Source organism: Bacillus sp. MN7755 (assembly GCF_054771475.1).
Genome location: NZ_BTRL01000013.1, coordinates 149,926 through 176,724 on the forward strand (window position 1 = coordinate 149,926; position 26,799 = coordinate 176,724).

Annotated in this window: 26 protein-coding genes and 2 pseudogenes; 19 read left to right on the plus strand and 9 right to left on the minus strand. The window is 31.6% G+C overall.

Annotated elements, in window-relative coordinates:
- Positions 1-184: 184 nt before the first annotated feature.
- Positions 185-979 (plus strand): VOC family protein, encoded by a 795-nt coding sequence (locus tag ACYVEC_RS15595; protein ID WP_275719344.1) that lies wholly within the window; start codon positions 185-187, stop codon positions 977-979.
- 41 nt (positions 980-1,020) lie between these two features.
- Here ACYVEC_RS15595 and ACYVEC_RS15600 read toward each other — a convergent pair whose 3' ends face one another.
- The gene (locus ACYVEC_RS15600; RefSeq protein ID WP_275719343.1) at positions 1,021-1,428 is read right to left on the minus strand and encodes a tautomerase family protein; all 408 of its coding nucleotides are present in this window, start codon (positions 1,426-1,428) and stop codon (positions 1,021-1,023) included.
- A gap of 110 nt (positions 1,429-1,538) precedes the next feature.
- Here ACYVEC_RS15600 and ACYVEC_RS15605 point away from each other — a divergent pair, with 110 nt between their 5' ends.
- A complete protein-coding gene (locus ACYVEC_RS15605; RefSeq protein ID WP_242253312.1) occupies positions 1,539-2,411 on the plus strand; it encodes a LysR family transcriptional regulator in 873 nt (290 codons plus the stop codon).
- 150 nt (positions 2,412-2,561) lie between these two features.
- Positions 2,562-3,314, plus strand: a complete 753-nt coding sequence (locus ACYVEC_RS15610) for a phosphotransferase family protein (RefSeq protein ID WP_275719342.1) — start codon at positions 2,562-2,564, stop codon at positions 3,312-3,314.
- Between the two features lie 82 nt (positions 3,315-3,396).
- On the opposite strand, the pseudogene ACYVEC_RS15615 reads toward ACYVEC_RS15610, so the two are convergent.
- Positions 3,397-3,498: pseudogene (locus ACYVEC_RS15615) on the minus strand (protein kinase); the annotation flags it as partial.
- Positions 3,499-3,822: 324 nt separating this feature from the next.
- Between ACYVEC_RS15615 and ACYVEC_RS15620 the strand changes: the two are divergent.
- Entirely contained in the window at positions 3,823-4,896 is a 1,074-nt protein-coding gene (locus ACYVEC_RS15620) for a helix-turn-helix domain-containing protein (RefSeq protein WP_275719341.1), read from the plus strand.
- Positions 4,897-4,936: 40 nt separating this feature from the next.
- Here the strand turns inward: ACYVEC_RS15620 and ACYVEC_RS15625 are convergent, their stop codons facing one another.
- Positions 4,937-6,628, minus strand: coding sequence for a M3 family oligoendopeptidase (locus ACYVEC_RS15625; RefSeq protein ID WP_275719340.1), 1,692 nt, complete (start codon positions 6,626-6,628; stop codon positions 4,937-4,939).
- A gap of 182 nt (positions 6,629-6,810) precedes the next feature.
- Here ACYVEC_RS15625 and ACYVEC_RS15630 point away from each other — a divergent pair, with 182 nt between their 5' ends.
- The 3 genes and pseudogenes from ACYVEC_RS15630 to ACYVEC_RS15640 form a co-directional block, all read left to right on the plus strand.
- Complete coding sequence (locus ACYVEC_RS15630) at positions 6,811-8,181, plus strand: aminotransferase-like domain-containing protein (RefSeq protein WP_431168517.1); 1,371 nt, start codon at positions 6,811-6,813, stop codon at positions 8,179-8,181.
- Positions 8,182-8,294: 113 nt separating this feature from the next.
- Positions 8,295-8,540 carry a carboxypeptidase regulatory-like domain-containing protein gene (locus ACYVEC_RS15635; RefSeq protein ID WP_242253558.1) on the plus strand — a complete coding sequence of 82 codons (246 nt, stop codon included), beginning with the start codon at positions 8,295-8,297 and terminating at the stop codon, positions 8,538-8,540.
- A 17-nt stretch (positions 8,541-8,557) separates the two neighbouring features.
- A pseudogene (locus ACYVEC_RS15640) lies at positions 8,558-8,701 on the plus strand (short-chain dehydrogenase); the annotation flags it as partial.
- 245 nt (positions 8,702-8,946) lie between these two features.
- Here the strand turns inward: ACYVEC_RS15640 and ACYVEC_RS15645 are convergent.
- Positions 8,947-10,626, minus strand: coding sequence for a DUF6044 family protein (locus ACYVEC_RS15645; protein WP_460507181.1), 1,680 nt, complete (start codon positions 10,624-10,626; stop codon positions 8,947-8,949).
- Positions 10,627-11,329: 703 nt separating this feature from the next.
- Here ACYVEC_RS15645 and ACYVEC_RS15650 point away from each other — a divergent pair.
- Positions 11,330-11,533 carry a hypothetical protein gene (locus ACYVEC_RS15650; protein ID WP_000290885.1) on the plus strand — a complete coding sequence of 68 codons (204 nt, stop codon included), beginning with the start codon at positions 11,330-11,332 and terminating at the stop codon, positions 11,531-11,533.
- A 27-nt stretch (positions 11,534-11,560) separates the two neighbouring features.
- Here ACYVEC_RS15650 and ACYVEC_RS15655 read toward each other — a convergent pair whose 3' ends face one another.
- On the minus strand, positions 11,561-11,803 hold the full coding sequence (locus ACYVEC_RS15655) for a hypothetical protein (protein ID WP_460507185.1): 243 nt from the start codon (positions 11,801-11,803) through the stop codon (positions 11,561-11,563).
- Positions 11,804-11,913: 110 nt separating this feature from the next.
- On the opposite strand from ACYVEC_RS15655, the gene ACYVEC_RS15660 reads away from it, so the two are divergent.
- The 5 genes from ACYVEC_RS15660 (at position 11,914) to ACYVEC_RS15680 (ending at position 16,683) form a co-directional block, all read left to right on the plus strand.
- Positions 11,914-12,840 carry an alcohol dehydrogenase catalytic domain-containing protein gene (locus tag ACYVEC_RS15660; RefSeq protein WP_460507189.1) on the plus strand — a complete coding sequence of 309 codons (927 nt, stop codon included), beginning with the start codon at positions 11,914-11,916 and terminating at the stop codon, positions 12,838-12,840.
- 223 nt (positions 12,841-13,063) lie between these two features.
- Positions 13,064-13,231, plus strand: a complete 168-nt coding sequence (locus tag ACYVEC_RS15665; RefSeq protein WP_242253321.1) for a hypothetical protein — start codon at positions 13,064-13,066, stop codon at positions 13,229-13,231.
- Between the two features lie 372 nt (positions 13,232-13,603).
- Positions 13,604-14,233, plus strand: coding sequence for a class I SAM-dependent methyltransferase (locus tag ACYVEC_RS15670; protein ID WP_275719338.1), 630 nt, complete (start codon positions 13,604-13,606; stop codon positions 14,231-14,233).
- 281 nt (positions 14,234-14,514) lie between these two features.
- Positions 14,515-15,996 (plus strand): UDP-N-acetylmuramoyl-L-alanyl-D-glutamate--2,6-diaminopimelate ligase, encoded by a 1,482-nt coding sequence (locus tag ACYVEC_RS15675; RefSeq protein WP_242253325.1) that lies wholly within the window; start codon positions 14,515-14,517, stop codon positions 15,994-15,996.
- 54 nt (positions 15,997-16,050) lie between these two features.
- The gene (locus tag ACYVEC_RS15680) at positions 16,051-16,683 is read left to right on the plus strand and encodes a type 1 glutamine amidotransferase family protein (protein ID WP_242253326.1); all 633 of its coding nucleotides are present in this window, start codon (positions 16,051-16,053) and stop codon (positions 16,681-16,683) included.
- Positions 16,684-16,829: 146 nt separating this feature from the next.
- Here ACYVEC_RS15680 and ACYVEC_RS15685 read toward each other — a convergent pair whose 3' ends face one another.
- The gene (locus ACYVEC_RS15685) at positions 16,830-17,531 is read right to left on the minus strand and encodes a class I SAM-dependent methyltransferase (RefSeq protein ID WP_275719337.1); all 702 of its coding nucleotides are present in this window, start codon (positions 17,529-17,531) and stop codon (positions 16,830-16,832) included.
- 224 nt (positions 17,532-17,755) lie between these two features.
- On the opposite strand from ACYVEC_RS15685, the gene ACYVEC_RS15690 reads away from it, so the two are divergent.
- Positions 17,756-17,926 carry a DUF2197 domain-containing protein gene (locus tag ACYVEC_RS15690; protein WP_000551042.1) on the plus strand — a complete coding sequence of 57 codons (171 nt, stop codon included), beginning with the start codon at positions 17,756-17,758 and terminating at the stop codon, positions 17,924-17,926.
- 119 nt (positions 17,927-18,045) lie between these two features.
- On the opposite strand, the gene ACYVEC_RS15695 is transcribed toward ACYVEC_RS15690, so the two are convergent.
- Entirely contained in the window at positions 18,046-18,474 is a 429-nt protein-coding gene (locus ACYVEC_RS15695) for a cell wall hydrolase (RefSeq protein WP_460507196.1), read from the minus strand.
- 156 nt (positions 18,475-18,630) lie between these two features.
- Here ACYVEC_RS15695 and ACYVEC_RS15700 point away from each other — a divergent pair, with 156 nt between their 5' ends.
- The 3 genes from ACYVEC_RS15700 (at position 18,631) to ACYVEC_RS15710 (ending at position 21,358) form a co-directional block, all read left to right on the plus strand.
- A complete protein-coding gene (locus tag ACYVEC_RS15700) occupies positions 18,631-19,545 on the plus strand; it encodes an acetamidase/formamidase family protein (RefSeq protein WP_275719336.1) in 915 nt (304 codons plus the stop codon).
- A 125-nt stretch (positions 19,546-19,670) separates the two neighbouring features.
- Positions 19,671-20,378, plus strand: a complete 708-nt coding sequence (locus ACYVEC_RS15705) for a response regulator transcription factor (protein ID WP_063224909.1) — start codon at positions 19,671-19,673, stop codon at positions 20,376-20,378.
- The gene (locus ACYVEC_RS15710) at positions 20,375-21,358 is read left to right on the plus strand and encodes a sensor histidine kinase (protein WP_063224910.1); all 984 of its coding nucleotides are present in this window, start codon (positions 20,375-20,377) and stop codon (positions 21,356-21,358) included. Before ACYVEC_RS15705 ends, ACYVEC_RS15710 begins: the two co-directional genes overlap by 4 nt.
- 322 nt (positions 21,359-21,680) lie before the next feature.
- Here the strand turns inward: ACYVEC_RS15710 and ACYVEC_RS15715 are convergent, their stop codons facing one another.
- Entirely contained in the window at positions 21,681-22,307 is a 627-nt protein-coding gene (locus ACYVEC_RS15715) for a DUF6518 family protein (protein WP_063224911.1), read from the minus strand.
- Between the two features lie 367 nt (positions 22,308-22,674).
- Between ACYVEC_RS15715 and ACYVEC_RS15720 the strand changes: the two genes are divergently transcribed.
- The gene (locus tag ACYVEC_RS15720) at positions 22,675-23,574 is read left to right on the plus strand and encodes a LysR substrate-binding domain-containing protein (protein WP_063224912.1); all 900 of its coding nucleotides are present in this window, start codon (positions 22,675-22,677) and stop codon (positions 23,572-23,574) included.
- A gap of 79 nt (positions 23,575-23,653) precedes the next feature.
- Here ACYVEC_RS15720 and ACYVEC_RS15725 read toward each other — a convergent pair whose 3' ends face one another.
- On the minus strand, positions 23,654-24,643 hold the full coding sequence (locus ACYVEC_RS15725; protein WP_063224913.1) for an aldo/keto reductase family protein: 990 nt from the start codon (positions 24,641-24,643) through the stop codon (positions 23,654-23,656).
- Positions 24,644-25,158: 515 nt separating this feature from the next.
- Between ACYVEC_RS15725 and abc-f the strand changes: the two genes are divergently transcribed.
- The gene (abc-f, locus tag ACYVEC_RS15730) at positions 25,159-26,787 is read left to right on the plus strand and encodes a ribosomal protection-like ABC-F family protein (protein ID WP_063224914.1); all 1,629 of its coding nucleotides are present in this window, start codon (positions 25,159-25,161) and stop codon (positions 26,785-26,787) included.
- The last annotated feature ends 12 nt before the right edge of the window (positions 26,788-26,799 follow it).

A 26,799-nucleotide genomic window follows, 5' to 3' on the forward strand; every position in this document is an offset into this window, starting at 1 on the left:
CAAAAAGACGAAATATGGAGGGTAATTGTTTTGAAACGTTACTGTACTCACAATGAAAGAAGTTAACATATTCATACTAAAGTTGTAGTTTTTAAATGAAAAATCCATTCTTCCGTTTGATTTTATCTGTTTATAAGTGTAATACAATACGAATAGATGGTAAGAAACAAGGGAGGAATGTAACGTGATTACACATATATCAGATATAAAACTACAAACGGTTTCCATAGAAGGGGTAAAACAAGTTTATAATGATATATTATCTTTTCCAATAAAAAAAGAAACAGCAGCATTTATTCAATTTGAAATAACGCCATACACAACAATTAGTTTTCAAGAAGTATATGAACCAATTGCACCTGCTCACTTTGCTTTTGAGATTCCATATTCAAAATTTCATGAAACTGCAAAATGGCTTGAAGAGTCTGGATTACTCATTGTGAAATGGAAAGATGGTCATACAATTGATGAAGAGAGCGGCCGATTCAACTTATATTTCAGAGATGGTGATGGAAATCTTCTCGAAATTATCGCGCATAGTTATGTTAAAGAAGATGTATTAGTACCGCATTCACCATTATACGTTTTATATGTAAGAGAAATCGGTCTTCCCGTTAAAAGTGTACCTGTTTTTACGGAATGGTTGAAATTAAATCTAGATATGAAAACAATGGAAGATGGGGATATTTTCAACTTTGTTATAGGTGGAACTGCATACATTGTTGCAACTTGGTGGCAGCGACCGTGGATTCCAATTGCGATGAAAGCTTTACCACCGAAAGTACACGTTTCTTTCGGAACACCTGATCAAGCATTTTTACAGCGCATACAAAATAATTTGAAGAAAAATAGTGTTCCATATGAATGTAAACATAATGAATTATTGTTTATTCAACTAGGATACTCATTTACTGTTTTGCATACATCAAAGTTTCCTTCCGATATTCCTAGCAAAATAAACTTACCGCTTTCTATATAGTTATAGAAGGTGGTAAGTTTATTTTTTGAGAAAAATAAAGCCTATTTATTACGCTGATTTAACATTTGAGCTATACCTTGACCGAATGACCAATTCTCTATAGGTGTCTCGTGTAGTGTAATAAAAACATCAGCAGTAGAGATTTGTAATATATTAGCTGTACTAGTGGCTATAGCTTTATATAAATCCTTTTTTTGATTAATTGTTCTTCCTGGTCCACAAGTAATAGAAACATAAATCATATTGTTGGATCGTTTTACTGAACCTTCTAAAAGATAAGATGAATCATAAAACAGTTGATGAGGAGGATAAGGTAAAAACATTTGAAAATAATCACTTTCGGGAATATTGAAATGCTCAATTAACGAATGGTGAATTTGATTGCTTACATTCTTTAATAACGTATTATCGAATAATTTTTCAGGATGATAAACAGTGACAAATGGCATAATATAGCACTCCTTTTCTTTTGATTTCATTTTACTTCCAATACTTCCATTTGTATAATTGAAAATATATTGAGTAACTATCAATAAAACCGATGAAGATGGTGTTGGAAATGGAAATGAAAGAATTACTTACATTCAAAAAAATTATTGAAGAAGGAACATTTTCACAAGCTGCTAAACAATTAAACTATGCACAATCAACAGTTACAACACATATAAAAAAGCTGGAAAATGAAATTGGTTTTCTTTTGTTTGAAAGAGGATGGGATGCAAGATTAACAGAAGAAGGAAAACTTTTTGCGGAAGAAGTAGAAAATTTATTAACTCATTGGGAATATTCCATTTCTCAAGCTCAACGAATTAGTAATGAAGAGAAAGGCAGTTTGAGAATAGGTCTATTAGAATCAGTTGCTAAAAGGTTAATACCGATAATATTAAAGTTTTTAAATGCTGAAAAACCATATATACATTGTGATTTTGTAGTAGGAAATACAGCACTTTTATCAGAAATGATAGATCATAATAAGATTGATTTTGCGGTATGTGGTAATAATGAAAATATATCAAATGTAAAATTTATTGCAATATGTGATGAACAGATTGAATTTATAGTGAATGATCCAGAGCATCCTTTATTACAAAAAGAATTTGTTGAGGCATTTGATATTATAGATTATCCCGTTATTGTAGGTGAAAGTAATTGTTATTCCTACCAATCTGTAAGTTCTTTCTTGTTGGAAAATAATTTGTCTTTTAAAAGAATTTACAATTGTAGTGCGTTAAACCTCATTCCACAAATGCTTTTTGGAAATGCTATAGGGATTATTCCGAAAGGTACAATTTTGAATGATGAAGTACTATCTTTTAAGATTAAGGATTTTAATTCTAAAATTCCAATTGGTATACTCATTTCTACTAAAAATAAAAATTATTTAAGCCAAACGAAACAAAAAATTATCAACATTATTAAAGTCGCCTTATAATTATAGAGCTGTTTTCAATACGTGTTTTTCTTTTTTTCATTTCAGATATTTTTGTAATGATAGGATTCATATGAGTAGAAGGAAATACTATCATTGAAGTGAAGTTAAAATAAGGTTGTAGAATACTACATGGTTTAAGGAGGGGAAAACTTGAATTTAGGTGAGCCAATAGCTAAAGGAAATACAGCTAAGATATATCTTTATGAAAATAAAGTTATTAAATTATTCAACGAATACCTTCCAAATACAGAGTCTATGAATGAAGCAAAAAAACAAAAATACGCTTATTCATGTGGGCTACCAGTTCCAAACGTATTTGAAGTGACAAAGATACAAAATAGACAGGCAATTATTATGGAATACGTAAAAGGGGACAGTATTGGTAATCTCCTGCTTAATAATCTAAATGAAGCGGAGCATTACATAAATATTTGTGTTAATGAACAAATAAAGATTCATTCTATTTGTATGAACACAGATGAAATAGAATCAATGAGAGAAAGGTTAGAGCGTCAAATTAAATCTGTACAGAAATCGGATGGAAAACAAAAGGAAAATATATTAAATAAGTTACATTTAATCAAATTTGAACCTAGATTATGCCATGGGGATTTCCATCCATTTAATCTAATTTTGACTAAGGAAGAGAATGTGAAAATTATAGACTGGGTAGATGCCAGTTCAGGTGATATTCGTGCAGATGTATTTCGTACATATTTATTGTTTGCGCAGTCTCATATAGACTTAGCGGAAACGTATTTACAAATATATTGTAGAAATACTGGCCTCACACGAGATGAGATCTTTCAATGGGCTCCTATTATTATTACAGCTAGATTTGCTGAGAAAGTATCTCCGCAAAATGAACTGTATTTGAACAGACTTTTGAATCAGTATTTATAAGTTATAAAAAAGGTTGTCTAGTAGATAATTAATAAATGCTGTTGTTTAACTACAAGGAAACTTAGTTAAACAACAGCATTTTTAAACATTGATACATTTCATTCGTTATAGGTTTAATGTTAATAAAATTCAACGGATATTGTTCATTTATTAATTGAAGTATTTCTTTATCTATCTCGTTCATTGTAACGTCCTTTCCAAAGTTTAATTTTTTACTAGAGAATTAAAAGAATCTTATTTTACAAAATTCGAGTTTAATTTTTGAACTCCTTTAAAATGAAATATAATGTAAATTGACTTTTAATAATTGGTAAGGTGTGTGAATCATACTAATTAACGTTAGATTGAAAAGTTAGTATAAGGTATGACAAAATAAGATAGCTAAAAAAAATTAATACTTACATATAGAGTTTAAAGATTATAGAAAATGGCTCATGTTATAAAACACAAGAAATATCAAAAGAAAGTAATGAACATCTCTTATAATGCTTAATAAGGGGGGAAGTAAATGAATGAACATATACAGCAGATGATTGATTGGATTGAGATCAATTTAAAAAAGGAATTTTCATTAGAGGATTTATCTCATTATATGGGGTATTCTCCGTATTACTGTTCTTTTAAATTCCACCAAGTAACAGGTATAAGTATTAGACGCTATATTCTTTTAAGAAGATTGTATTTATCTACGGAGGATTTAATAAACGATAGAAAGATAATAGATATTGCATTGGATTACGATTATTCTTCGCAAGAGACTTATAGTAGAGCTTTCAAGAATGTTTTTGGAATGAACCCAAGAGAATTTCAACTTAACAAATTGCCTATTCAATCTTTTGTTAAACTCAATATAAATAAAGAGGGAGAGTTTAAAATGAATATTTCTAGAAAATTAGAGGTTGAGCAGTTACGAAATGCGAAGAGTGAGCTGTTTGATAAAGATGTATTAAACATATTGAATGGTCAAATGATGCATGAAGAATTTAAAAATGAAAAGCTAATGGGGAAGTCTGATTATGCACCATTTAATGAGGCAATGTGTGTAAACATGGCTACAACGCAAGTTTTTGATAAAGAGTTTATTAAAACAAGAGCAGAAGGGCATAATAGTTCAATAGAAAGTTACACAAAAAAGGTTATAGGCCCGTTAGAAAACCTTTTTACGAAAAAGTATAAATGTATTGTTTTATGGTTTGGTGAAGATATGTTCTGCCAAATGAACCTACTTACCATACTTTCTTACCTTGAACAGTCAGCTTATGAAGGGAAGGTATACTTAAATAGTTTCAGAGAGGATGAATTTAAAGTAAATCAAATTGAACTTGAATTAGGAAATTATTCTTCTGTATACAATGAAGTATTAGTAAACCATAAAAAGATTTTCTATAAGGTACCACCAGTAATGTATCAGGCTATAGACTTATATTTAGAAATGCTAAAAGAAGATAATACTGTAATGAAATTCATCTCTAAAAATAAAGATTTATCAACGCAAGAATTATTAATAAAGTTGTTTCAGCTATTTCCAACAATCGGATATGGGGATTCTCAGTACATAGAACTGATAAATAAAATAAAATAAAAAAGAAAGCTGTACCTAAAATATAGGAACAGCTTTCTTTTTACAATTGTTCAAGTAACTCTAATTCACCCTCTACAAATAACATTAGTTCTTTAATCGTTTCTCCAGAAAAATCAAAACGAATTCCAGCAGCTTCATATACTTCAGTTAAAGGTTTAGAGCTACCTAATGATAAAGCTTTTTTATAATTTTCTAGTGCTTGTTTAGGATTTTGTTTATATTGCTTATACATTTGCAGCGCACCAAGTTGTGCGATTGCATATTCGATGTAATAGAATGGTATTTCGAATATGTGTAGTACGGGTAACCAGCCAGTTGCTATCCAATTTTCATAGCCTTCAATATTTACGATGTTCGATTGGTAAGTGTTATGCAATTCTAGATACTTTTCGTTTCTTTCCTTAGCGGTATGATTAGGATTTTCATACATCCAATGCTGGAATTGATCAACGATAAGCAGTTGTGGTAAATACTTAACAATATCCTTAAAGAAGTCTAATTTTGCTTCTATAAATTCTTCTTTATTTTCATAAAAAGTATCCCAATACTCCATCGAAAACAATTCCATTGTCATGCTAGCAAGCTCAGCTGATTCTGAAGGGATTTCTAAATACTTTTGAAGCTCTAATTGCTTCATACACTCATTATGAATACTATGGCCCATTTCATGGAGGAAAGTAGTAACATCATAATGTGTATGATTGAGATTCATAAAAATAAAAGATAATTGAGAAGCAGGTAAATATTCACAAAATCCTCCTGGACCTTTTCCTTTACGGCTTTCTAAATCTAAGCAATTATTTTTCTGCATACGATCCAGTAATGCGGAAAATTCAGGGTCTAGTTTATGTAAAATATGAGAGCTTTTTTCGATTAAATCACTCGCGTCTTCGATAGGTTTTAATGCTTTTTGATTTGGTGCGGTTGCTTTTAGATCCCATGGACGAAGGCTATCTACTTGAAGTGCAGATTTTTTCTCATTAAATATTTTATCGATGAGAGGTACTACATATTTACGAATAGATTCAGCAAGCTCATAGCAGTCTTCCGCTGTATAGTCAAAACGTTCATGTTTTTTAAACATATAATCACGATAATTATCTAAATGAATATTTTTTGCTTTTTGGTGACGGATTACAATTAATTCATTTAATATATTTTGTAAAGTATCTTCAACAGATAAGAACTTCTCAGAAATAAGCGTTTTTGCTTTTTTTCGTATATGACGATCCGGAACTTGTAAGTAAGACTGTAGTTCAGTAATTGTTTTTTCTTCACCGTCCCATAGCGCGGTTAAACCACCAGTAATTTCGAAGTACTCAGTTACTAGTTTGTCTTCTCTTACTTCTAAATCAATGTTCTTTTCAGAAAATAATATCTGCGCATTCTTAATTTTTTTATCTAGTAAGCTATACGTTTTTGGATCAAGCTCCATTCGAAAGGGAGACTCTAAATATTTATTATCAAATGAATTTTGATAACGTTTCAAAAGAGGTCGTACATATTGTTGATCATATTCAAAAGTATCTTTTATTTTTTTATTATCTGTATTACATTGAAAGGCGATATAGTGCGATCTTAATTGTTCTTCAATTTCCCAAATGAATGTAGATTGTTTTTTTAACCAGTTTTCAAGTTCTAGTTTTGAAGAAATCACTTCATTTTCTAAAGTAGAAAGAGTATTTTCTAATTCTAGAACGTTACTAATATCAATCGTATTTAAGTGCTGCATGACATAACCCTCACTTTTTATTTATTCATGAAGATATTCTATTTATTAATTGTAATTTCCTTGTTAAGAGACGGAAATGTGAAATAATGTTAAACTTTAAAGTGATTGAAGGGATGAATTTCCTTTTGCTTTATTATGAGAATGAGGAATCCTTTTTAGTTCTTCTATAAGGGAGTGAAAGAATGTATAAGTATTTACATATTTTTAATGATATAGAAAACATGATTCAACATGGAGAGATAAAAGAAGGACAGAAATTACCATCAATACGGTCATTCGTTACGCAATATGAATGTAATAAGGCAACAGTCATACGTGCGCTTCATGAATTAGAAAAGCGTCATATTATATATTCTGTCCCTCAAAGTGGATACTACGTTGTTAAGAAATCTGGGAGTATCATAGAAAATAACGCAATAATTGATTTTGCTTCTTCAGCACCGGATCCAGATGTTTTTCCGTATTTAGAATTTCAGCATTGTATTAATAAGGCTATTGATACTTATAAAAATGATTTGTTCGTATACGGAACACCGAAAGGGTTACCATCTTTAATTCCAGTTATTCAAAAACAGTTGGCAAATTATCAAGTGTTCACGAAAGAAGAAAATATTTTTATAACGTCAGGTGTGCAGCAGGCACTTGCAATATTAACTTCTATACCATTTCCGAATGAAAATGAAACAATATTAGTTGAACAGCCAACGTATCATTTATATATAGAATATTTAGAAATAAATAAAGTTCCTGTAATCGGTATTAAACGTACGAATGAAGGTATTGATTTAAATGAATTGGAGCGTATTTTTCGAACTGGTAAAATAAAATTCTTTTATACAATACCAAGATATCATCATCCACTTGGAACTTCTTATTCTAAAGATGAGAAAGAAAAAATCGTACTATTGGCGAAGAAATATAATGTATTTATAGTAGAAGATGATTATTTAGCAGATTTAGAAACTGATTCAAAAGCCGATCCTTTATATAGCTTGGATTATAGTAATCATGTCATATATTTGAAAAGTTATTCGAAGATTATTTTTCCAGGTTTACGAGTGGGTGTAGCGATAATTCCACTGGTTATTGCGAATGCTTTCCATACATATAAAAAGGTTTTAGATATTGATAGTCCCATGATATCTCAAGCGGCTTTAGAAATTTATATAAAGAGTGGCATGTTTGACCATCATAAAAGTAAAATTAATTCTTCCTACTACAATAGATCAAAAAAACTAGCAGAAACATTAGAAAAAGTGCAAAATGAAAATCCATCGTTATTTACATATAATAGACAAAACACATTGGTAATACACACTTGTTTAGAATTACAGAAAAACATAGTTACAGAAACATTTATAAAAAAATTAAGAGAAAATAAAGTAAGTATCGATTCAGTTGATAGAAATTATTTAAATAAATTTCATAAAGAAAAGTTATTAAAGTTAAACGTATCGAATGTAAAGGAAGCAAGGATTGAAGAAGGAATTCGTAAAGTAATTGAGGAAATCAAACTATTAAGACGTTTAGATTTTCAATTTAAAAAAGAATAAAATGAATAAGGAGCTTTGTTGTGAGGTGCAAAATAATTCTCTTGTTTGTGTGTATCGCTGTAATAATTGGAGCTATAGTTGTGAATAATTTTTATTAAAAAGATGATAAATGCATTGCAGTTGGTAAGTATTCAAGAGGTATTATCATAAATCAAAATAACGAACCTATATTTAATGTGAAAATTTATGAAGATTCTATTAAAGGTAAGGAACGCAGTATTTCAAATGCAGAAGGTGAATTTGAAGTGCTGCATGGTGTTTGTGGTGAGATTGTATTACAATTCGTTACTCCAGATGGTGAAATCTATACGAGAAAATATGATAGAAAGTATATACCAGAAGTTATAAAAATAAAATGAAATCGGTCTAAGGAAAAATAGTAGTTATAGCCGAAGTAACTGTATATGTAACAAGAACAAGTACAAGAGGGAATTTATCTTGTATGGGGAGAACCGAATCAATTGTAGAAACTAAAGAGCTTGTTACAAAGCAGGATGGCATTGAAATTGCGGTTCTTATTTTGAATTGGGAAATTCTTAAGAACATCGATATAACCAACAATAATCTTAGTAAGTGCTGTTCATAAAGACCAGGGGCAAAGAGGAGATAGTTATTAAAAAAAGTAAAAAGCGCTTAAGTGTAGTTGGGGATGTGGTGAGTAGTTCAATTTCATACAAAATAGTAAAAACCAAACTAATATTGCAGTTAAATATTGGTTTGGTTTTTTATAAATTTATATCGAGAGATGTAATCTAATGTACTTATCTATATTGCTTTATATAAATAAATTTTCCAAGCGGATGTCTTTGATATAAATATTTTCTCGAGGGATAAATTGTTTTTCACTGCATTTTCAATAGGGACAGCAGAAAATATGTAACGACCACCCATTTTTTTAAAATGATTTATATTTAGCTCTACATTTTTTAAACGTTTTTTCGAATTTTTCTTAAACATATAGTGTTTTCCAAGTTCATCGGTGAAAATATAACAACGGCCACCCCATTCGTCAAAATACGTACGAATCGTTTTATTTTTCGCTAGTTCCTTCTCAATTATTTTTCGGAATTCATATTTGTAAGATAGAGGATAAAAGTTGTTGTATGTGTCAAGTGTATAGAACCCATTGTACTGAGCGATAGCTGGATGTAAACCAATATTAGCGATACGGTACTGTTCCAAAGGTAAACCAATATAATCTTTTATTTCCTTAAATTGTTTTTCTGCAAAAAATTCCTTTACTGAAGGTTTATTTTGATAAATAATTTCTTCATTATAAAAGCATAACAAAATAATTTGGGCTATTATAAAACTTGTTGCAGCGTGTCTCCATACTTTCCCTTGTAACCATAAAACTTTTAATCCAAGAGCGAATAGAACATAAATAACTAACGGACGCAAAAAATGATAACGTGCAAAATTAAATGTATCTAAAATGTGAAATCGTTTTGTTAATGGAAGCCAGCCTTTATAAAACCAAAAAGCATACCAAATTGACAAAACTATGTTAAACCAGAACAAAAAAATAAAGACTTTTTCTTGCTTCCATCGTTTTGTAGTAATGATAAAATACAACGCAATAAGTATGGCAGGTAAAATAACAAATGTATGGACTGTCATGACATGGGTATGTCCGTAAAGAAAATTTTTCACTGTAAGTCGGAGAGACCGCCATAACGATAATCTTGCATGAAAATATTCATCTCTACTGTTAGGTGCAATTGATAAAAAGAAGGAAGTTACTAAGCGATATTCTACAATCATGTAAATGAGCGTCATATAAATAATTGAAAAAAGAAAACGAAAGTTCCATTCTTTTTTAACTACTAAGTCAATTAACCAGAGTATCCCTATGCTACTTAAAAAAAAGAAAAAACCTAATACAATACTCGAATATAGAGGGATTAGAGTAAGTACGAAATAGTTCTTCCACAATTTTTCACCTTTTCGAATATTTAAAAATGCCCAAAGTGCAAGAGGCATTCCCAGAGTACTAAGCATTCCTGATGGCCAAAAAGGGGTAAGAGCAAAAGCTAATGAAACTCCTATTGAAATGACCAGCCATTCCTCTCTTGGTAAAAAATGATGTTTTAAAAGTACATACATGCCTATAAAAGCAACCACTCTTGTAATCGTCTGACTTAATACATAAGCAACCATATTTGGGAAAAAAGCATACAACCACACAATACCACTAAACTCCGTGCTAAATGCGTTTCTTGACAATTGATTATTTATCACCTGTGGAATTGTACCATTAATCGGACCTTGTATCTCTCCACTACATGTCAAAACCTTATACCAGGACAAATTGGAATCAAGGTTATCATGAATGCGAATATGCGCATTTTCTCCAAGAATAAATAAAGGAGACAAATAGAGAATGAGTATAATTGTCGCAAAAACAAACAACTTTCTTTCTTTTTGATTTTGGTTTAAAAACATTGGTCGCACCTCAAAGGATTCTCAAAAAGTTTACTTATAAAATTTCCAAAATGGAAGAAATTATCCCTGGTTAATCAAGGTGCTATAAATTTAAGTGGTGGATAGGAGAGGAAAACAACGGATGAGAATGGTATTGTTTTATAATCCTGATTAATTTTATAAAAAAGAAAAGTCTATCCTTATTGTTTAAGTAAGGATCTATATATTACGGAGAAGATTTTTTGTATAAGAAAACAATAAACCTAACAATTTGTATAGCCCCTACTTTTTTAGTTGCAGTTTTTTTGTGGGGAAAGAAATATAACAGTTGTGAATATTGATACTATGCAACAATCCCAAAAAATTAAAAAGGGAGTTAACATTTAAGTGGTTCAAAGGCTAAATTGCAGTCATCATTTAATTTAGATTATGGAAATTTCAAAATAATTATTATTTTTAAAATTAAAGAGCGTTTGTCAAGGCCCCCGGATTAAAACTAATAAGGAAAAAGAATAACACATTATATTTATAAATATATTTATTCGGATTTTATGTATTTGTTGAAAAGTATTATTTTTTACCAATTAATGGTATTGTTAGATTGTAGAATATTCCGCATTAACTGCTCGTAAAAGCTTGGTTGGTTCAACTAATAATCAGAGGGGAAAGGCCCCTTTGGATTATCTTTTCACTTTATATTGTAAATAGGAGGATGATGAAGTTTATGGCAGTACGTATAGTCGATGATTTACAACAATTATCGTTGTTACTTATGTTTTTAAGTACATTTATATTTTACAGATACTTAAAGAAGGTTAAACGAGATAGAAAATTGACTGGTTTTGAATGGACAATGTATTTTGTCACTCAGTTTGCGACATTAATTTGGGCAATGACTTATTTTATTAAACACTTAGCTGAATCGTAATTTCTATTCACTCGATCTATTTTACTGTTATCTAGTAGGGATATAAATATAGTCTGTATCTAAATCAATGACAACATTGCTTAAGACGTCTTCTTGTAATAACTTTGGGATTTTTTCATAATGATACCGTACACAAAATAAGTTTAGAAGATCTTCATTAGATATCTCTTCATTTTTTACATTTAAATACATTATTATTAACTCGTTAAGAGAAAAGTTACGGCCAAAAACATACTTATTTATTCCATATCCATCAAATTCAATTATCATGTTATCACTGTTGGGTGCTAGCCAACGTTATAGCTTAAATTTTAGTTAAATCTATTATACATTGTTTGAAATTTTGTGAGAATATATTTTTATAAAGTGAGAGGATATAAATGGAACAAAATAAATTAGTTTTAGAAGGACCAAAACGGCTTAAGTGGGAAACGCGTGAAATTAAGTTTATACAGGATGATGAAATTATCGTTAAAACAATTGCAGGTGCAATAAGTATCGGAGCAGAGTTACCGCAGTTTAAAGGATCCGATGTTACAGATATGACTCCTATTTATCCAAGCAAAACTGGATATGAAAGTTATGGTGAAGTTGTTCGAGTTGGGAATAAAATAACAAATTTAAATGTAGGTGATAAAGTAGTTTCTTTTTATGGACATGAAACTGTAGGAATAGTTAAGGGGGATAAAGTAATTCGAGTGCCTAGTTATATAAAACCTAAAGTTGCTTTATTATCTATTCTTTCGTGTGATGCTGCTAAAGGAGTATTAAAACTAAATCTGCGACAGGATGAAAAAGTACTTATAACTGGAATGGGAGTTATTGGTTTACTCGCTTGTTATTTTTTAAAATACTTTGTAGGTGTTAAGCATGTAGATGTTGTTGAACCTAATAAAAATAGAAGAGATTCTGCAAAGAATTTTGGTGCGAGAAACATATATGAATCAGAAGAACAAATAATAGAAACATATAATTACGGTTTTGAATGTTCTGCTACAAATATCGAGTTTCATACATTACAAAAAGCACTTTACAGTAATAGTGAAATATGTATACTTTCTGATGGGAATTTAGAGGAACTAACATTAACCGCTGATTTTTATGAGAAAGAACTGCGGATCATTGGTTCAAGTGACGGATATAATTATCAAAAACATGCAGATTGGTTTTTTAGTCAAATAGAACAAACACCATGGATAGAAGAGATTTTTCAACATGAAATACAATATACAGAACTCATTCAATGTTTTGAGGAATTAAGTCAAGGAATAATTACCCCTTTAAAAGTATTTGTCTCATATGAATAATGAACAAAATTACCAGGTACTTGTCACATAGCCCACATATGTTTCGACACTAATATGATAACAGAGCGCGGAGTAACATGTACGGGGATTTTTTAATAGGTACAACGGGTTGTGAAAACAGAGAATGGTTTTTGCTCTTTCATTATGTACAAACAGTATATTATCTTTCTCAATGTACATATTAAGTAAAATGTTTAATATCAAACATAAAAGGGGGGATAATATGAATGAAAATAAGAAAAATGAAGAATTGATTAAATTTAAAAAACAATGGTTTAATGAAGATAATCAACCAGTAGCTGGTATAGAGTTAGCTTTACCACCGGATATAGGCAGCATGTTAGACTCGAAATCAGTTGATGATGAAAGTGAAAAAATTAATAATGAATAAGTTTAATCTATACGCATCCATTCGGGTGCTTTTTATTTTTTGAAAATAGAAGATGGATCATCAAATCCTTATTGAAAAAAGATTGAGCTAAATAGATCTATTTTCAGTATATATAAGTTTTGATTTTCACAAAAAAGTTTATTTAAAATTCATTTAGAATGATAAAGGGTTAATAAAAAAGAGTGGCTTTTACACCAATCTTTATATTAGATATATGCTTATTATTATGCTATATTCAATGGAGCTACGATGACTAAGGTAAGTGGTATAAATAGAAGAAAAACTATATAGCAACACTATATAACAACAGCACAAAAAACTTGTCTTTAATTTGATACTAAAATGGATTGAAAATAAGGAGATAGAAATATAATGGAATTTTGGGAATCAAGCTTTATTGAGAAACAAACGATGTGGGGATTTGAACCTACAGAATCTGCAATTTTGACAAAGGATTTTTTTATAGAAAAGAACGTTAAGGACATATTAGTTCCAGGTATTGGATATGGCAGAAACGCAAAGGTGTTTATCGATAATGATATAAATGTAACAGGTATTGAAATTTCAAAAACAGCTATTGATTTAGCGAAACAAAACGGATTAGAAGATATTAGTATATATCACGGCTCGGTAAACGAAATGCCTTTTGATAATAAATCTTATGATGGGATATTTAGTCATGCTCTTCTTCATTTGTTGAATGAGCAGGAAAGAGAGAAATTTATTAAAGATTGTTATAATCAGTTAATACCAGGCGGGTATATGGTTTTTACAACAGTTTCTAAAAAAGCTCCAATGTACGGAAAAGGAAAACAGTTGGAGCAAGACTATTATGAGATAATGGAAGGCGTAAAAATGTTCTTCTATGATTCTGAATCTATAAAACAAGGTTTTGAAAAATATGGATTAGTACAAGTTTCGGAAATTGATGAACCAAATAAAAACATGGCAAATAAACCTTCAATTAATTTCTTAATGATAAAATGTATGAAAGAACTATAACTAAAAGTTATTAAAAATTATTAAAGATGTTTATATATTGATTATGCACAAATAAAAAGGACAAGCATATAATATAAATACCTTTTAACTTTAAGTAACCTTAACTTTCGTTAATAGGGTATCTCAAAATCCCCAAAAAGAGCACTTGCGGAAACAAGTGCTCTTTTATTTTTTGTTTATGTAAGATGATTAAATTTTGTTCGACTGAAATGTAATTTTAAACCACTATTTTGTATAAAGTGGTAAAATGAATGAGGGGAATGTGTAAGGAGGCGGGGAGTTTGAAATTAAAAGAGCTGGCGAATTTGTTATTGATTAAAGAAACTATTGGCGATATGAATGTAGAAATTACGGGATTAGAAATGGATTCTAGAAAGATAACTAATGGAAATCTATTTATATGTGTATCAGGTATCGATGGTTTTCTTGAAGATCGACATCAATTTGTTGAAGATGCAGTGAAAAATGGCGCTGTGGCGCTAATTGTAGAAAGAGATGTAAATATTGAAATACCTAAAATAATTGTTAAAGATGCAAGGTACGCTATGGCAGTTATTGCTTCACACTTCTATAGTTATCCATCTAATAAAATGAATCTAATTGGAATTACAGGAACAAATGGCAAAACGACTACTTCTTATTTACTTGAAAAGATTTTAACAGACTATGGATTTCAAACAGGGCTTATGGGGAATAACGGAGTCAAAGTCGGTTCGAAATGGTATCCTACTGATATTAATACGCAAGAACCACCGACACTTCAGCGGAATTTGAAAATGATGAAAGATCAAAATGTAAATTGTTGTGTTATGGAAGTTACATCACAAGGTTTACATATGGAGAGAGTTAAAGGGTGTAACTTTAAAATAGCTGTTTTCACAAATTTAACACAAGATCATTTGGATTATCATGGAACATTTGATGAATATAAACATGTAAAAGGTCTGCTTTTTTCAAGACTAGGAAATGATTTTTCTACTACGAATAAAAAAATTGCTATTTTGAATGCAGACGATCCATCGGTAGAATACTTTAAAAACATTACTTCAGCTGAGGTTATTACTTATGGGGTACATAATGGAGCGAATGTTCAAGCGAAGAGCATAACTTTAAGCTCAAAAGGAATTCGATTTTTAGTTTCATCCTTTAATGGAGAAATAGAAGTTAACCTAAATCTAGTAGGACGTTTTAATGTATATAATGCATTAGCAGCAATAACTGCTGCATTGGCTGAAGGTATTCCGCTTAAAAACATTAGTGAAAGCTTATCTAACTTAAAGAGCATTGAAGGTAGAATGGAAATCATAGACGAAAATCAAGATTACCTTGTAATAGTGGACTATGCTCATACACCGGATGCGTTAGAAAATGTTCTTTCTACAATTAGCGAGTTTTCAAAAGGGAAAATTATTACTGTTTTCGGTTGCGGTGGAAATAGGGATGTAAAAAAACGATCTATAATGGGTGAAATTGCTGGCAGTTATAGCGATTTTGTTTTTATTACTTCTGACAATCCCCGTTCGGAAGATCCGCAGGCAATAATGAAAGATATTGAAATAGGATTTTTACAGAATAATAATTTGAATTATAAAGTAGAAGTAGATCGTGAACTAGCTATAAAACGCGCAATAAAAATGGCGTCTTCTAATGATATTGTTTTAATTGCGGGTAAGGGACATGAAACGTATCAAATTTTAAAAGATACAACAATTCATTTTGATGATAAAGAAAAAGCTCGACAAGCAATTATAAATAATAGATAGCTTATCTTTTAGAAAAGATGGGATTAGATAAAGTTGTGAATGGAGTGTTATTGAATGCAAACAAGAAAAGCTTATTTATATGTATTTGATACGGTGTCCGATTGGGAATACGGATATTTAATTGCCGAACTAAATACAGGAAGATATTTTAAAAAGGGAGTAGCACCTTTTAAAGTAGTTACAGTAGGAATAAATAAAGAAATGGTTATATCAATGGGCGGATTGAACGTAAAACCAGATATTTCTTTAGATGAATGTGCATTTGAGAGTAACGATCTATTAATTTTACCTGGAGGGAACACTTGGGGTGAAGATATACATAAACCCATTTTGCAAAAAGTTGATGAGGCTTTAAAGGTTGGTGTAATTGTGGCCGCAATTTGTGGTGCAACAGTAGGCCTTGCAAATTACGGATATTTAGATTCTAGAAAGCATACAAGTAATAGTTTAGATTATATGAAAATGGTTTGTCCTACTTATAAAGGAGAAAATTTATATGACATGGGACCTGTAGCGTCTAGTGAAAATCTTATTACTGCCTCTGGAGTAGCTCCTTTGGAATTTGCGATGGAAGTACTGAAAAAATTAGATGTATTTGCACCGGATACACTCCATGCATGGTATGAATTAAATAAGACACATGAACCTGAACATTTTTTCCAATTAATGAATTCATTAAATAGTTAAGTAGCTTTGTATGAACACTAATAAAAACCATGCTTCTTATGATATTGAAGCATGGTTTTTATATTTTGTTTAATATATATATTAAGTTGCAAATCTTGTACAATAAAAATGAATCTAAGGGAAAGAGTCACATCTTTATAATACGATTATTTCTGAACGACAAACGTAATAGCATTTGTTTTTAATTGAATGTGTCTTTCGTTTCGGACTATATCATAAGCTAATTCTTTTATTTCAACTTTTATTTTTTGCCATTCCTTATAAATACTTTTTAATAGATCTATCATATCATCAGTAGGAAGGTTAATTTCAATTAAAGCATCTAATTCTTCATTCGTATGTAAGTCAATTTCTTGTATGTTTGAGTTAATAATTAAACAATTGATACCACCGGTTTTTGTACCTTTTTTCATAGAATGGAGCACGCATGTTAAATCTTCTATTGATTTAACATGCTCTAAACTTGATACTGCAACTATATAATCATAAGTATTAGGTTGGATGTAGTAGTTTTCAATTGCTGCTTGTTCTGTTTTAATATTATTAATTAAACCATATTTTTTACTATAAATTTGTAATTTTGTTAAAGCAGAATCAAGTAAATCGACACATGTAACAGTGCCGCTAGTATTTTGTATCTTTTGTGCAATTGGGATGCTATTTCTTCCAACGCCAGAGCCGAGGTCAAGTATTTGCAAGTTGTTTTGTCCTTCAAAGTGATCCATTAAGTCCATAACTGTATTAACCGGTTTGTAAAGCCAAGAACCAGTTTCAAATAGTTTATATTGTTCATAGCAAAGGTCATGATATTTCTTTTCTTCTTGTCTTATGTAATTAATACGATTCATACTGTTTCAACCCCAATACTTTCATTGTAACTGGATCCTTCAGTTAAACTTTCGTTAGCATCAATCACTAATTTTAAATTGTTGAAAAAGATGTACACCTCACTTTCAATGCTATTTACATAATTCGATAATAATTTAGATAAACCTTTTATTAATAATATACGGATATGGGAAAGAAGCCTTCTCAAGTAACTTGATAAAAGGTTATAAATCCGAGGAGGAAAATGCATATGATGTTTTATGAAATTGTTTGCTTTTCTTGTAAAAATATATTTCGCGTTTATGAAGGTAGTGAAAAATATAAGCGATTTAAAGAGAAACCAAAAGGGGCATATTGTTGTGATGAGTGTAGCCACAAAATTCAATTAGAAGCGATAAAGAATTTTTTTAGGTAATTATATGATTTTAATTTAGAAAAGCGTATCGAAAAATCCATCACATTATTAGATTTCTAAAACACAGTTAAAAGCAACGCAAGTACCCAAAGTTCTAAGCACTTGCGTTGAAAATTTTACTACCGTGAATACAATTTCGGGCATTCATCGCCAGTAGGTTCATAAAAACAATGGCTTTTAAACTGTCCTACAAACGGCTGATTATACCATTCAGGTGGGCAAGCCCCAACTGGACGGAAATACCAAAGAGCCCATCGTGCAGGCCAGCGCCATTCTCCTTGTAAAACTTTTCTTGCAATTTCTTTTTCTGATTCTCGAGCGCGCTGATAAAAATATCCGTATTGCACGGCTTCGAATCCACCGGGGCTTTGATATACTGCATCACGTACAGACCGAATTTGTTTAAAATCTAAGCAATCACAAAATACACGGTTTACGAGAACGCAACCAACCAGTTGTTCACCTTGTCGACCTTCTCCTTCAGCTTCAGCACGAATTAAACGAGCTAGTAAATCGACATCGCTTTCGTTATATGGAATAAGGGGCATAGTGATACCACCTTTCTTTACCTGTTATAGTAAGGAGTGTATGTATTAAAATAAGCTAGGTGCTTTTCTATATGTAAATTCATTGATTTTTAAAAGGAGCTTTTATGAAAAAAGCTAATTAATAATTGTAGACCAATATAAAAGGGGAGAGATAAAATGTATCGAATTCATAAAGATCATATTATTTACGCAATGTCGCCGGAAAATAAGCCGTGTATGGAAGTAGAAATTGGAAGTCGTCTTGTATTTGAAACATTTGATTGCTTTGAATATCAAATTGATTCTGAAGATGTTGCGTTTCAAGAGTTAGATTGGAATCGAATTAATCCAGCGACTGGACCTGTATATATTAAAGGTGCAGAACCTGGTGATATATTAGTTGTAACGATTGAAAAGATTCAAATTGCAGAGCAAGGTGTTTTAACTACAGGTGCGAATCTTGGTGTAATGGGTGGAGAGCTACATGAAAATACAGTGAAAATCGTCCCAATACATAATGAACATGTTTTGTTTTCAAATGAACTGCAAATACCGATTAATCCAATGATCGGTGTAATTGGTACTGCGCCGAAAGAAGAGAGCATTTCATGTGGCACACCGCATGATCACGGCGGGAATATGGATTGTAAAGAGATAAAAGAAGGGGCAACTTTACTATTATCTGTAAATGTTCCCGGTGCTCTATTAGCATTAGGAGATTTACACGCAGCGATGGGTGATGGTGAAATTGGTGTTAGCGGGGTAGAGGTTGCGGGTGAGGTAACTGTAACAGTACAGACTATAAAAGGAAAGAAATGGCCTTTACCAATGGTTATTCAAAAAGAAAAAATAATGGCGATTGCTTCAGAGAAATTGTTAGATGATGCAGCGAATCGAGCTGTACGTAATATGGTAACATTTTTACATGAAGAATTTGAAATGCCTAAAGCTGATGCAACTCTTTTATTATCAGCAGCAGGAGATTTAAAAGTTTGTCAGGTTGTTGATCCGTTGAAAACAGCACGGATGGAAGTAGGTATGGGATATGTGGAGAAGCTAGGTTTTAATTGGAGTAAATTTAATATTAAATAAGAATAATAGAAGAAGGATGCTGTTGTATAAAAGTATCCTTTTTTCATTTACGGATTTTGTGAAAAGAGGTAGTATTTATTTTGTATAAGTATATTTGAGATTGTGGATTAAAAAGGAGTTCAATAATGGTCAAAATTATGATTGTAGAAGACGATATGAAAATTGCAGAACTATTATCAACACATGTTGCAAAATACGGGTATCAAGGAATTATTGTATCGGATTTTCAAAATGTATTAGACATTTTTTTAGAAGAACAACCAGAGTTAGTTTTATTAGATATTAATTTACCGAGTTTTGATGGCTACTATTGGTGTCGTCAAATTCGTGGGGTTTCTACATGTCCGATATTATTTATTTCAGCCCGTGAAGGCACGATGGATCAAGTTATGGCGCTAGAAAACGGTGGTGATGATTTTATTTCAAAGCCTTTTCATTATGAAGTGGTAATGGCTAAAATTCGAAGTCATTTAAGACGTGCTTATGGAGATTATGCACCGAAAGTAGAAGAACGGATGGTTGAGCAACAAGGACTATGTTTATATCCCGAAAGGCTTGTATTGAGGCTTAAGAATCAAGAGATTGATATAACGAGAAACGAAGCTATTTTATTAGAAACGTTAATGAAAAATTATCCGCGCATTGTGAGTAGAGAGGTGTTATTAAATAAATTATGGGATAGCGAATCCTATGTTGATGATAATACATTAAGTGTAAATACAACACGTGTGCGAAAAAAGTTAAAAACGTTACAGATTGAGGATGCGATTGAAACGATTCGTAGTGTTGGTTATAGACTACATATTACTTGGGATACTGGTATGGAAAAATGATAAGATTGTTTATTCGTGATCATATACCTCTTATTTGTTTTACAGCAATCCAACTACTATCCATATTTCTCGTATATTGGTTTGATGGGCATAAGCATATCGCGACGGCATTGTATGCAATGTTTTTAGGTGTCTTTTTTATGGTAGGCTATTTAGTATTTCGTTACTTTACTCATCGTACTTTCTATGAACGATTAGCAAACCCGATGCAATCTTTAGATGAATCTGTTCAAAAATCTGATTTTGCAGCTGTGTCGACTGCTCTTCAAGAACTACTTGAGATGCAATATCGCCATTATCAAAATCAGCTTCAGATGCAAGAGAGAAAAAATAATGATCATTTAACCTTTATGAATCAGTGGATTCATCAAATGAAAACACCTGTATCTGTAATAGAATTAATCACACAAGATGAAGTCGATCCTCGTTTTGAAAGTATAAATGAGGAAACAGATAGGCTGAAAAAGGGGTTAGAGATGGCTCTTTATGTCGCACGTTTAGAAGCATTTACACAAGATTTTTATGTAGAAAGAGTACAACTACATAAAATAGTAAATGATTCCGTACATGAACATAAACGATTCTTTATCCGGAACTTTGTATATCCTGAGCTTAAAATTGAGAAGGATATTACAGTAGAAAGTGATGCGAAATGGTTACAATTTTTAATTGGACAACTACTATCAAATGCAATTAAATATTCATCAGGTAATAGAGAGAAGATTAAAGTGAAAGCTTGTAAGGAAGGTAATACAGTTATACTTGAAATTGCCGATAATGGCGTAGGAATACCGAAGCAAGATTTACCAAGAGTGTTTAAACCTTTCTTTACAGGAGAAAACGGTAGAGATTTTAAAGAATCGACTGGAATGGGGCTATATCTTGTATATGAAATTACGAAACAATTAGGTCACAGTGTAGAAATCCATTCAGAAGTTGGTAAAGGTACCGTTGTACGAATTAAATTTTTAAATGTGTAAAAATGACTCAGGCTAAAGAACTTGAAATATAAGTTTTTTAGCCTTATTGTATAGTCATTATTTGCAATGGTAAAAAGTCATATTGGTATGTATAATAACACACTAATAAATACAGCTGTTAAATTAGAAGGGTTTAATAATAGGCTGATAAATAAATAGTTTTTGTAAGAAAAAAGCCACCCCCTTTGAAAGTGGTAGCTTTATGTATCCATCCTATGATTGAGCGTATTAACATTGATCAGTATAATGTTCGAATTCGCGGTATGTTTTGTGGATTATAAAAGAATTAGTCTTTTATTTTTTTCATGATTCAGTATTGTAATTAAGTAAACAAACTTAATACTTTATATCCAATTAAACCTAAAATAATGATAGGAATCACCATTAAAAAAGAAGAAATTCGATTAGCACTAGAGCGCTCTAATACAAGAATCAAGATAATCCCGACTATGACTTCGGTATATCCAACAGGTAACATGTGACTATAGTCTTCAAAATTTAAAAGAATGTGAAGTCCATCCGTTACAAAAACTCCACTAATAAGCGCACTTCCGAATTTATGAAGTGGATTTGTAGTATCTTTCCATAGAAAACCTGCAATTCCAAAGATAGTTCCTCCTATACATGCACATACAATCCATACAGATATAAAATAAATAGAGTGAGCTACATTTTTAATAACTATTGCATAACCATAGTAGCCTAATACCATACCGAGTAGTGCGAGGATACCAGAAAGTATAGCTGTACGCTTAGAATAACTAAAGCTAGCCACAAAAAAGGATGGAACTAACCACACGCTTCCTAGATTAGCTAATGAATGCCAATGTCCTGGAAGTATACCTTGCCCCAATTTCGTTAGTATACCAACAATTATCCCTACTATAATCGGGATGAGAAAAATCCTTAAAAACATATTTAACTTTGTGATTTTTAATGTCCTGTCCATAAAATCAATCCTTACATTTATATTTTCTGCAAGCATATAATAGCTTATTACAGGGGAATAATCAATAAAAATTTATCGAAAAACAATAAGTGGTTATTGGATAACGAATAACATTTTGTTTTTATAATTAGGTGAATAAAATATCAAGAACTCGTTACTCAATCAAATGGTAAATCAAATAATATATGCAAGTAATGAAATTGCCCAAAACATGCAATTCAACTTAGTATAAATCTCTCGTATTTTTATGAATTGATTTATGATAAAAAAGAAACGAAAAGGGATTGATATAGTTTCCTCTTGTTTTTATTTACAATTTATTAGAAGGAGGGCTTTTTTACTAGTTGTGAATGTTAGGGGGATTGTAATGGATATTCGTAAAATGAAATATTTCATAACAGTGGCAGAAGAATTAAACTTTAGTCGTGCGGCAGAACGTCTTATGATGGCACAACCGCCTTTAAGTCAAGAAATTCGAAAGTTGGAAGAAGAATTGGGTGTTCAACTTCTTCATAGGACAAAAAGGATGGTTGAACTTACCGGTGCGGGGAAAATCTTTTTAGAAGGTGCTCGGCAAACGTTACTTCAAGTAGATAGAATCATTAAAGAAACACAGCTCGCGGATGAAGGGAAGATCGGGCAATTAATCATTGGTTTTGTCGACTCTACAGAAACAGTTATAGACATATTAAAAACATTTCGAGAACGATTTCCTAAAATACAGCTTATATTACGCGAGATGACAACAGACCAGCAAATAAAAGCGCTCTATGAAAAACAAATTCACATTGGATTTATTCGTTCTATGCAAAATAATGAAATATTATCTTCCGAAGTTTGTTCTGAGGAGCGCTTAAAATTGGTTTTACATCATGATCATCCGTTAGTTTCGTTACCTAATATTTCAATTAAAGCACTAGTGGATGAACCATTTGTTTTATTTCCTCGCCATTTCGGTACAAATTTTTATGATTTAATTATTAGTTACTTTTGGGAACATGGAGTAAGTCTAAATATTGTTCAAGAGGCGATTCAAATGCAAACGATTGTGAATTTAGTTGCAGCAGGTATGGGGATTTCTGTCGTTCCGTCATCTGTGGAAAGTTATAAAAAATCGGGAGTTATATATAAAGAAATTCAAGAGAACACACCAATAATAAATTTATATGCCGGATGGAGGCAAGATGAAAAGTCTGTCGTGTTAGAGAACTTCTTAGCAGTTGTTAGAGAGGTTTATTCGACTTCACAATGTGAACTTAAAAGATAAAAGCCCATCTTTATAGGATGGGCAGTGGGGAATTTGGAAAGGGAAGCTTCATAGTATATAGGTAGAACTTACTCATGTTTCAACCTGTTTTGCTAGGATCATACTCAGTGAAACCTTTTAGTACACTATCAATCTTATCCATAATTTCAGGTTGTAATGTAACACTAGAAGCAATTACGTTTTCTCTTATTTGTTCCGGATTTGAAGCGCCAATAATTGCAGATGAAACAGCTGGATTTTGTAATACCCAAGCAACTGCGAGTTGAGATAGGGTAAGGTTAATTTCTTGCGCGATAGGTTTAATTTCCTGGATAGCGGTAAGCACATCATCACTCATCCAACGTTGCACGAGTTTGTCAAAAAACGGTTTTCCAGCATCTGAGTTAGCACGAGATTGATTCGGTAATGGTTTACCAGGTTGATATTTTCCTGTGAGAATACCTTGTGCGAGTGGGGACCATACGATTTGGCCAAGTCCCTCACGTTGACATGTTGGAATCACATCAGTTTCAATAACTCGCCATAACATCGAATATTGAGGTTGGCTAGCAATAAGAGGGATTTTCAATTCTCGTGCAAGTGCTGCACCGCGGGTGATTTGTTCCGATGTCCATTCACTTACACCTAAATAAAGGACTTTACCTTGTCTTACAAGATTTGAGAAAGCTAACATTGTTTCTTCAAGAGGAGTTGTTGTATCGAATCGGTGTGCATAATAGACATCAATGTAGTCTGTATGTAGTCGTTGTAACGATGCATTACAATTTTCTATAATATGTTTTCGTGATAAACCTCGATCGTTTTTTCCAGGTCCGGTCGGATGGCATACTTTTGTACAAAGTTCTATACTCTCTCGGCGTATGCCCTTCAAAGATCGGCCGAGTACTTCTTCGGCTATCGTGTCTGAATAAACATCAGCAGTATCGAACGTTGTAATTCCGACATCTAGTGCGGCTTTTACACAATCATTTGCAGTATCTTCATTTACTTTTCCACCATGGTTTATCCAGTTCCCATATGCAATCTTGCTTACTGTTAATCCACTGTGTCCTAGTTTGCTAAATTCCATTGTAGAATCCCTCCTAAAAAATGATAACTTTATTATAAGAACTGAAATGTAGTATGTATAATATATAATTAATCATAAATTTATATAAAAATTATATAAGAGAGGGTGCTTAGAATTTTATTACTAGGGAAATCTAAAGGAAGTAGTACAACAAATGTAATTTATGCTTGTTTAATATGAAGTTAAGAAATGATAAATAGACCTATAAGAAAGTGATCTTTTTAGCAACACAAATAATTGCATTTACTCATACAGTACTATCATGGTACAATATGGTTATTAATGACGGAAAGGAATGATGGGTGGACGATGATTAACTAATCTTATTTTTAAATGTTGAAATGAAATGAATTTCAATTTATAAAAAATAGGATTAGTCTGCCCAATTCCAAACAACGGTTTTGCTATTTGATTTGCGTAATAGCTTATTTGGGTATAAATAATGTAATGACTAATCCTGCCAAATTTATTTGGGAGGATTTTTTTATTCTCCCTTAACGAAAGGGATCGGTATTATGAAAGAAATTTTAAAATTAAATGATGTTTATGTTGAAATAAAGGAAAATACTTTGTTAGAGAAAATGAATGTGACAGTAAAACAAGGGGATGTTATCGGATTAATCGGTAAAAATGGTGCTGGTAAATCAACGTTACTTCAATTAATAAATGGTAAAATTGAGCCATCAAAAGGCATTGTTGAATGGCAGCAAGTGAATATGACAACTGCATATGTAGAACAAGAAATAGAATCTTTTATTAGTAACGATGTGATTGCAAAAGAAGCAGAACTTCTTGCGAAATGGGGCGTGCCAACGAACGATTTTCATACTTTAAGTGGTGGTGAAAAGCTGAAAGTTCGGTTAGCAAAAGGATTTGCCGAAAATCCTAATGTCTTAATATTAGACGAACCGACAAACCATTTAGATGAGATGAGTACGGAATTTCTCATTAAGCAAATTAAAAATATGAAAGGTACAGTTATTGTCGTATCGCATGATCGATACTTTTTAGATGTTGTCGCGACTAGAATATGGTCAATTGAGGATAAGAAATTAATTGACCATAGCGGTAATTATACAAGTTATATGAAAGTACGTGAGCATAAAAGAATGACGCAGCAGCGTGAATATGAAAAACAACAAAAAAAGATAGAACAAGTAGAAACTCATATAAAAGAATTAAGTTCATGGTCACAAAAGGCACATGCGCAGTCTACAAAACAAGAAGGAGTTAAAGAATTTTATCGTGTAAAAGCGAAGCGCATGGATGCACAAGTGAAGTCAAAACGAAAGCGTCTTGAAAAAGAGCTAGAGAAAACGAAGGTAGAACGTGTGAAAGAGGAATATTCAGTTGAATTCTCTATTCAAGCGAGTAAAAAAGTAGGAAAACGCTTTTTAGAAGTAAAGCAATTAAAAAAAGAATTTCATGGAAAAACATTATTTGAAAACGTTAATTTTACAATTCAACATGGTGAGAAGGTTGCGATTGTTGGACCAAATGGTAGCGGGAAAACAACATTACTGAAGATGATTATGGGAGCGGAAACTGCTGAAGGAGAAGTATGGATTTCACCATCAGCAAACATCGGTTATTTAACACAAGAAGTATTTGATTTACCGCTGGAAAAAACACCAGAAGATTTATTTTTCAAAGAGACGTTTGAAGAAAGAGGAAAAGTCCAAAATTTAATGAAACATTTAGGATTCCAAGCCTCTCAATGGAAAGAGCCAATTGAACATATGAGTATGGGGGAACGAGTGAAGTGTAAGTTAATGTCTTATATTTTAGATGAAAAAGATGTACTCATTTTGGATGAGCCGACGAATCATCTTGATCTGCCTTCACGTGAACAACTTGAAAATACATTAGCTGAGTATAACGGAACACTCGTTATCGTTTCTCACGATCGATATTTTCTGGAGAAAACAACTAACACAAAACTCGTGTTTATAAACAATACGATAAAAAAGCAGCTTGAAGAACCTACGAAAACAAGAGATGAAATTGAAGAGCTACGTTTAACGTTAGAAACAGAGAGACAAGAAGTATTAGGTAAATTAAGCTTTTTAACTTCTAAAGACAAAGAATATAAAGAACTGGATGAACGGTTTATGGAACTTACGAAGCAGATTAAGGCGCTTTAACGTAAGTAAGGG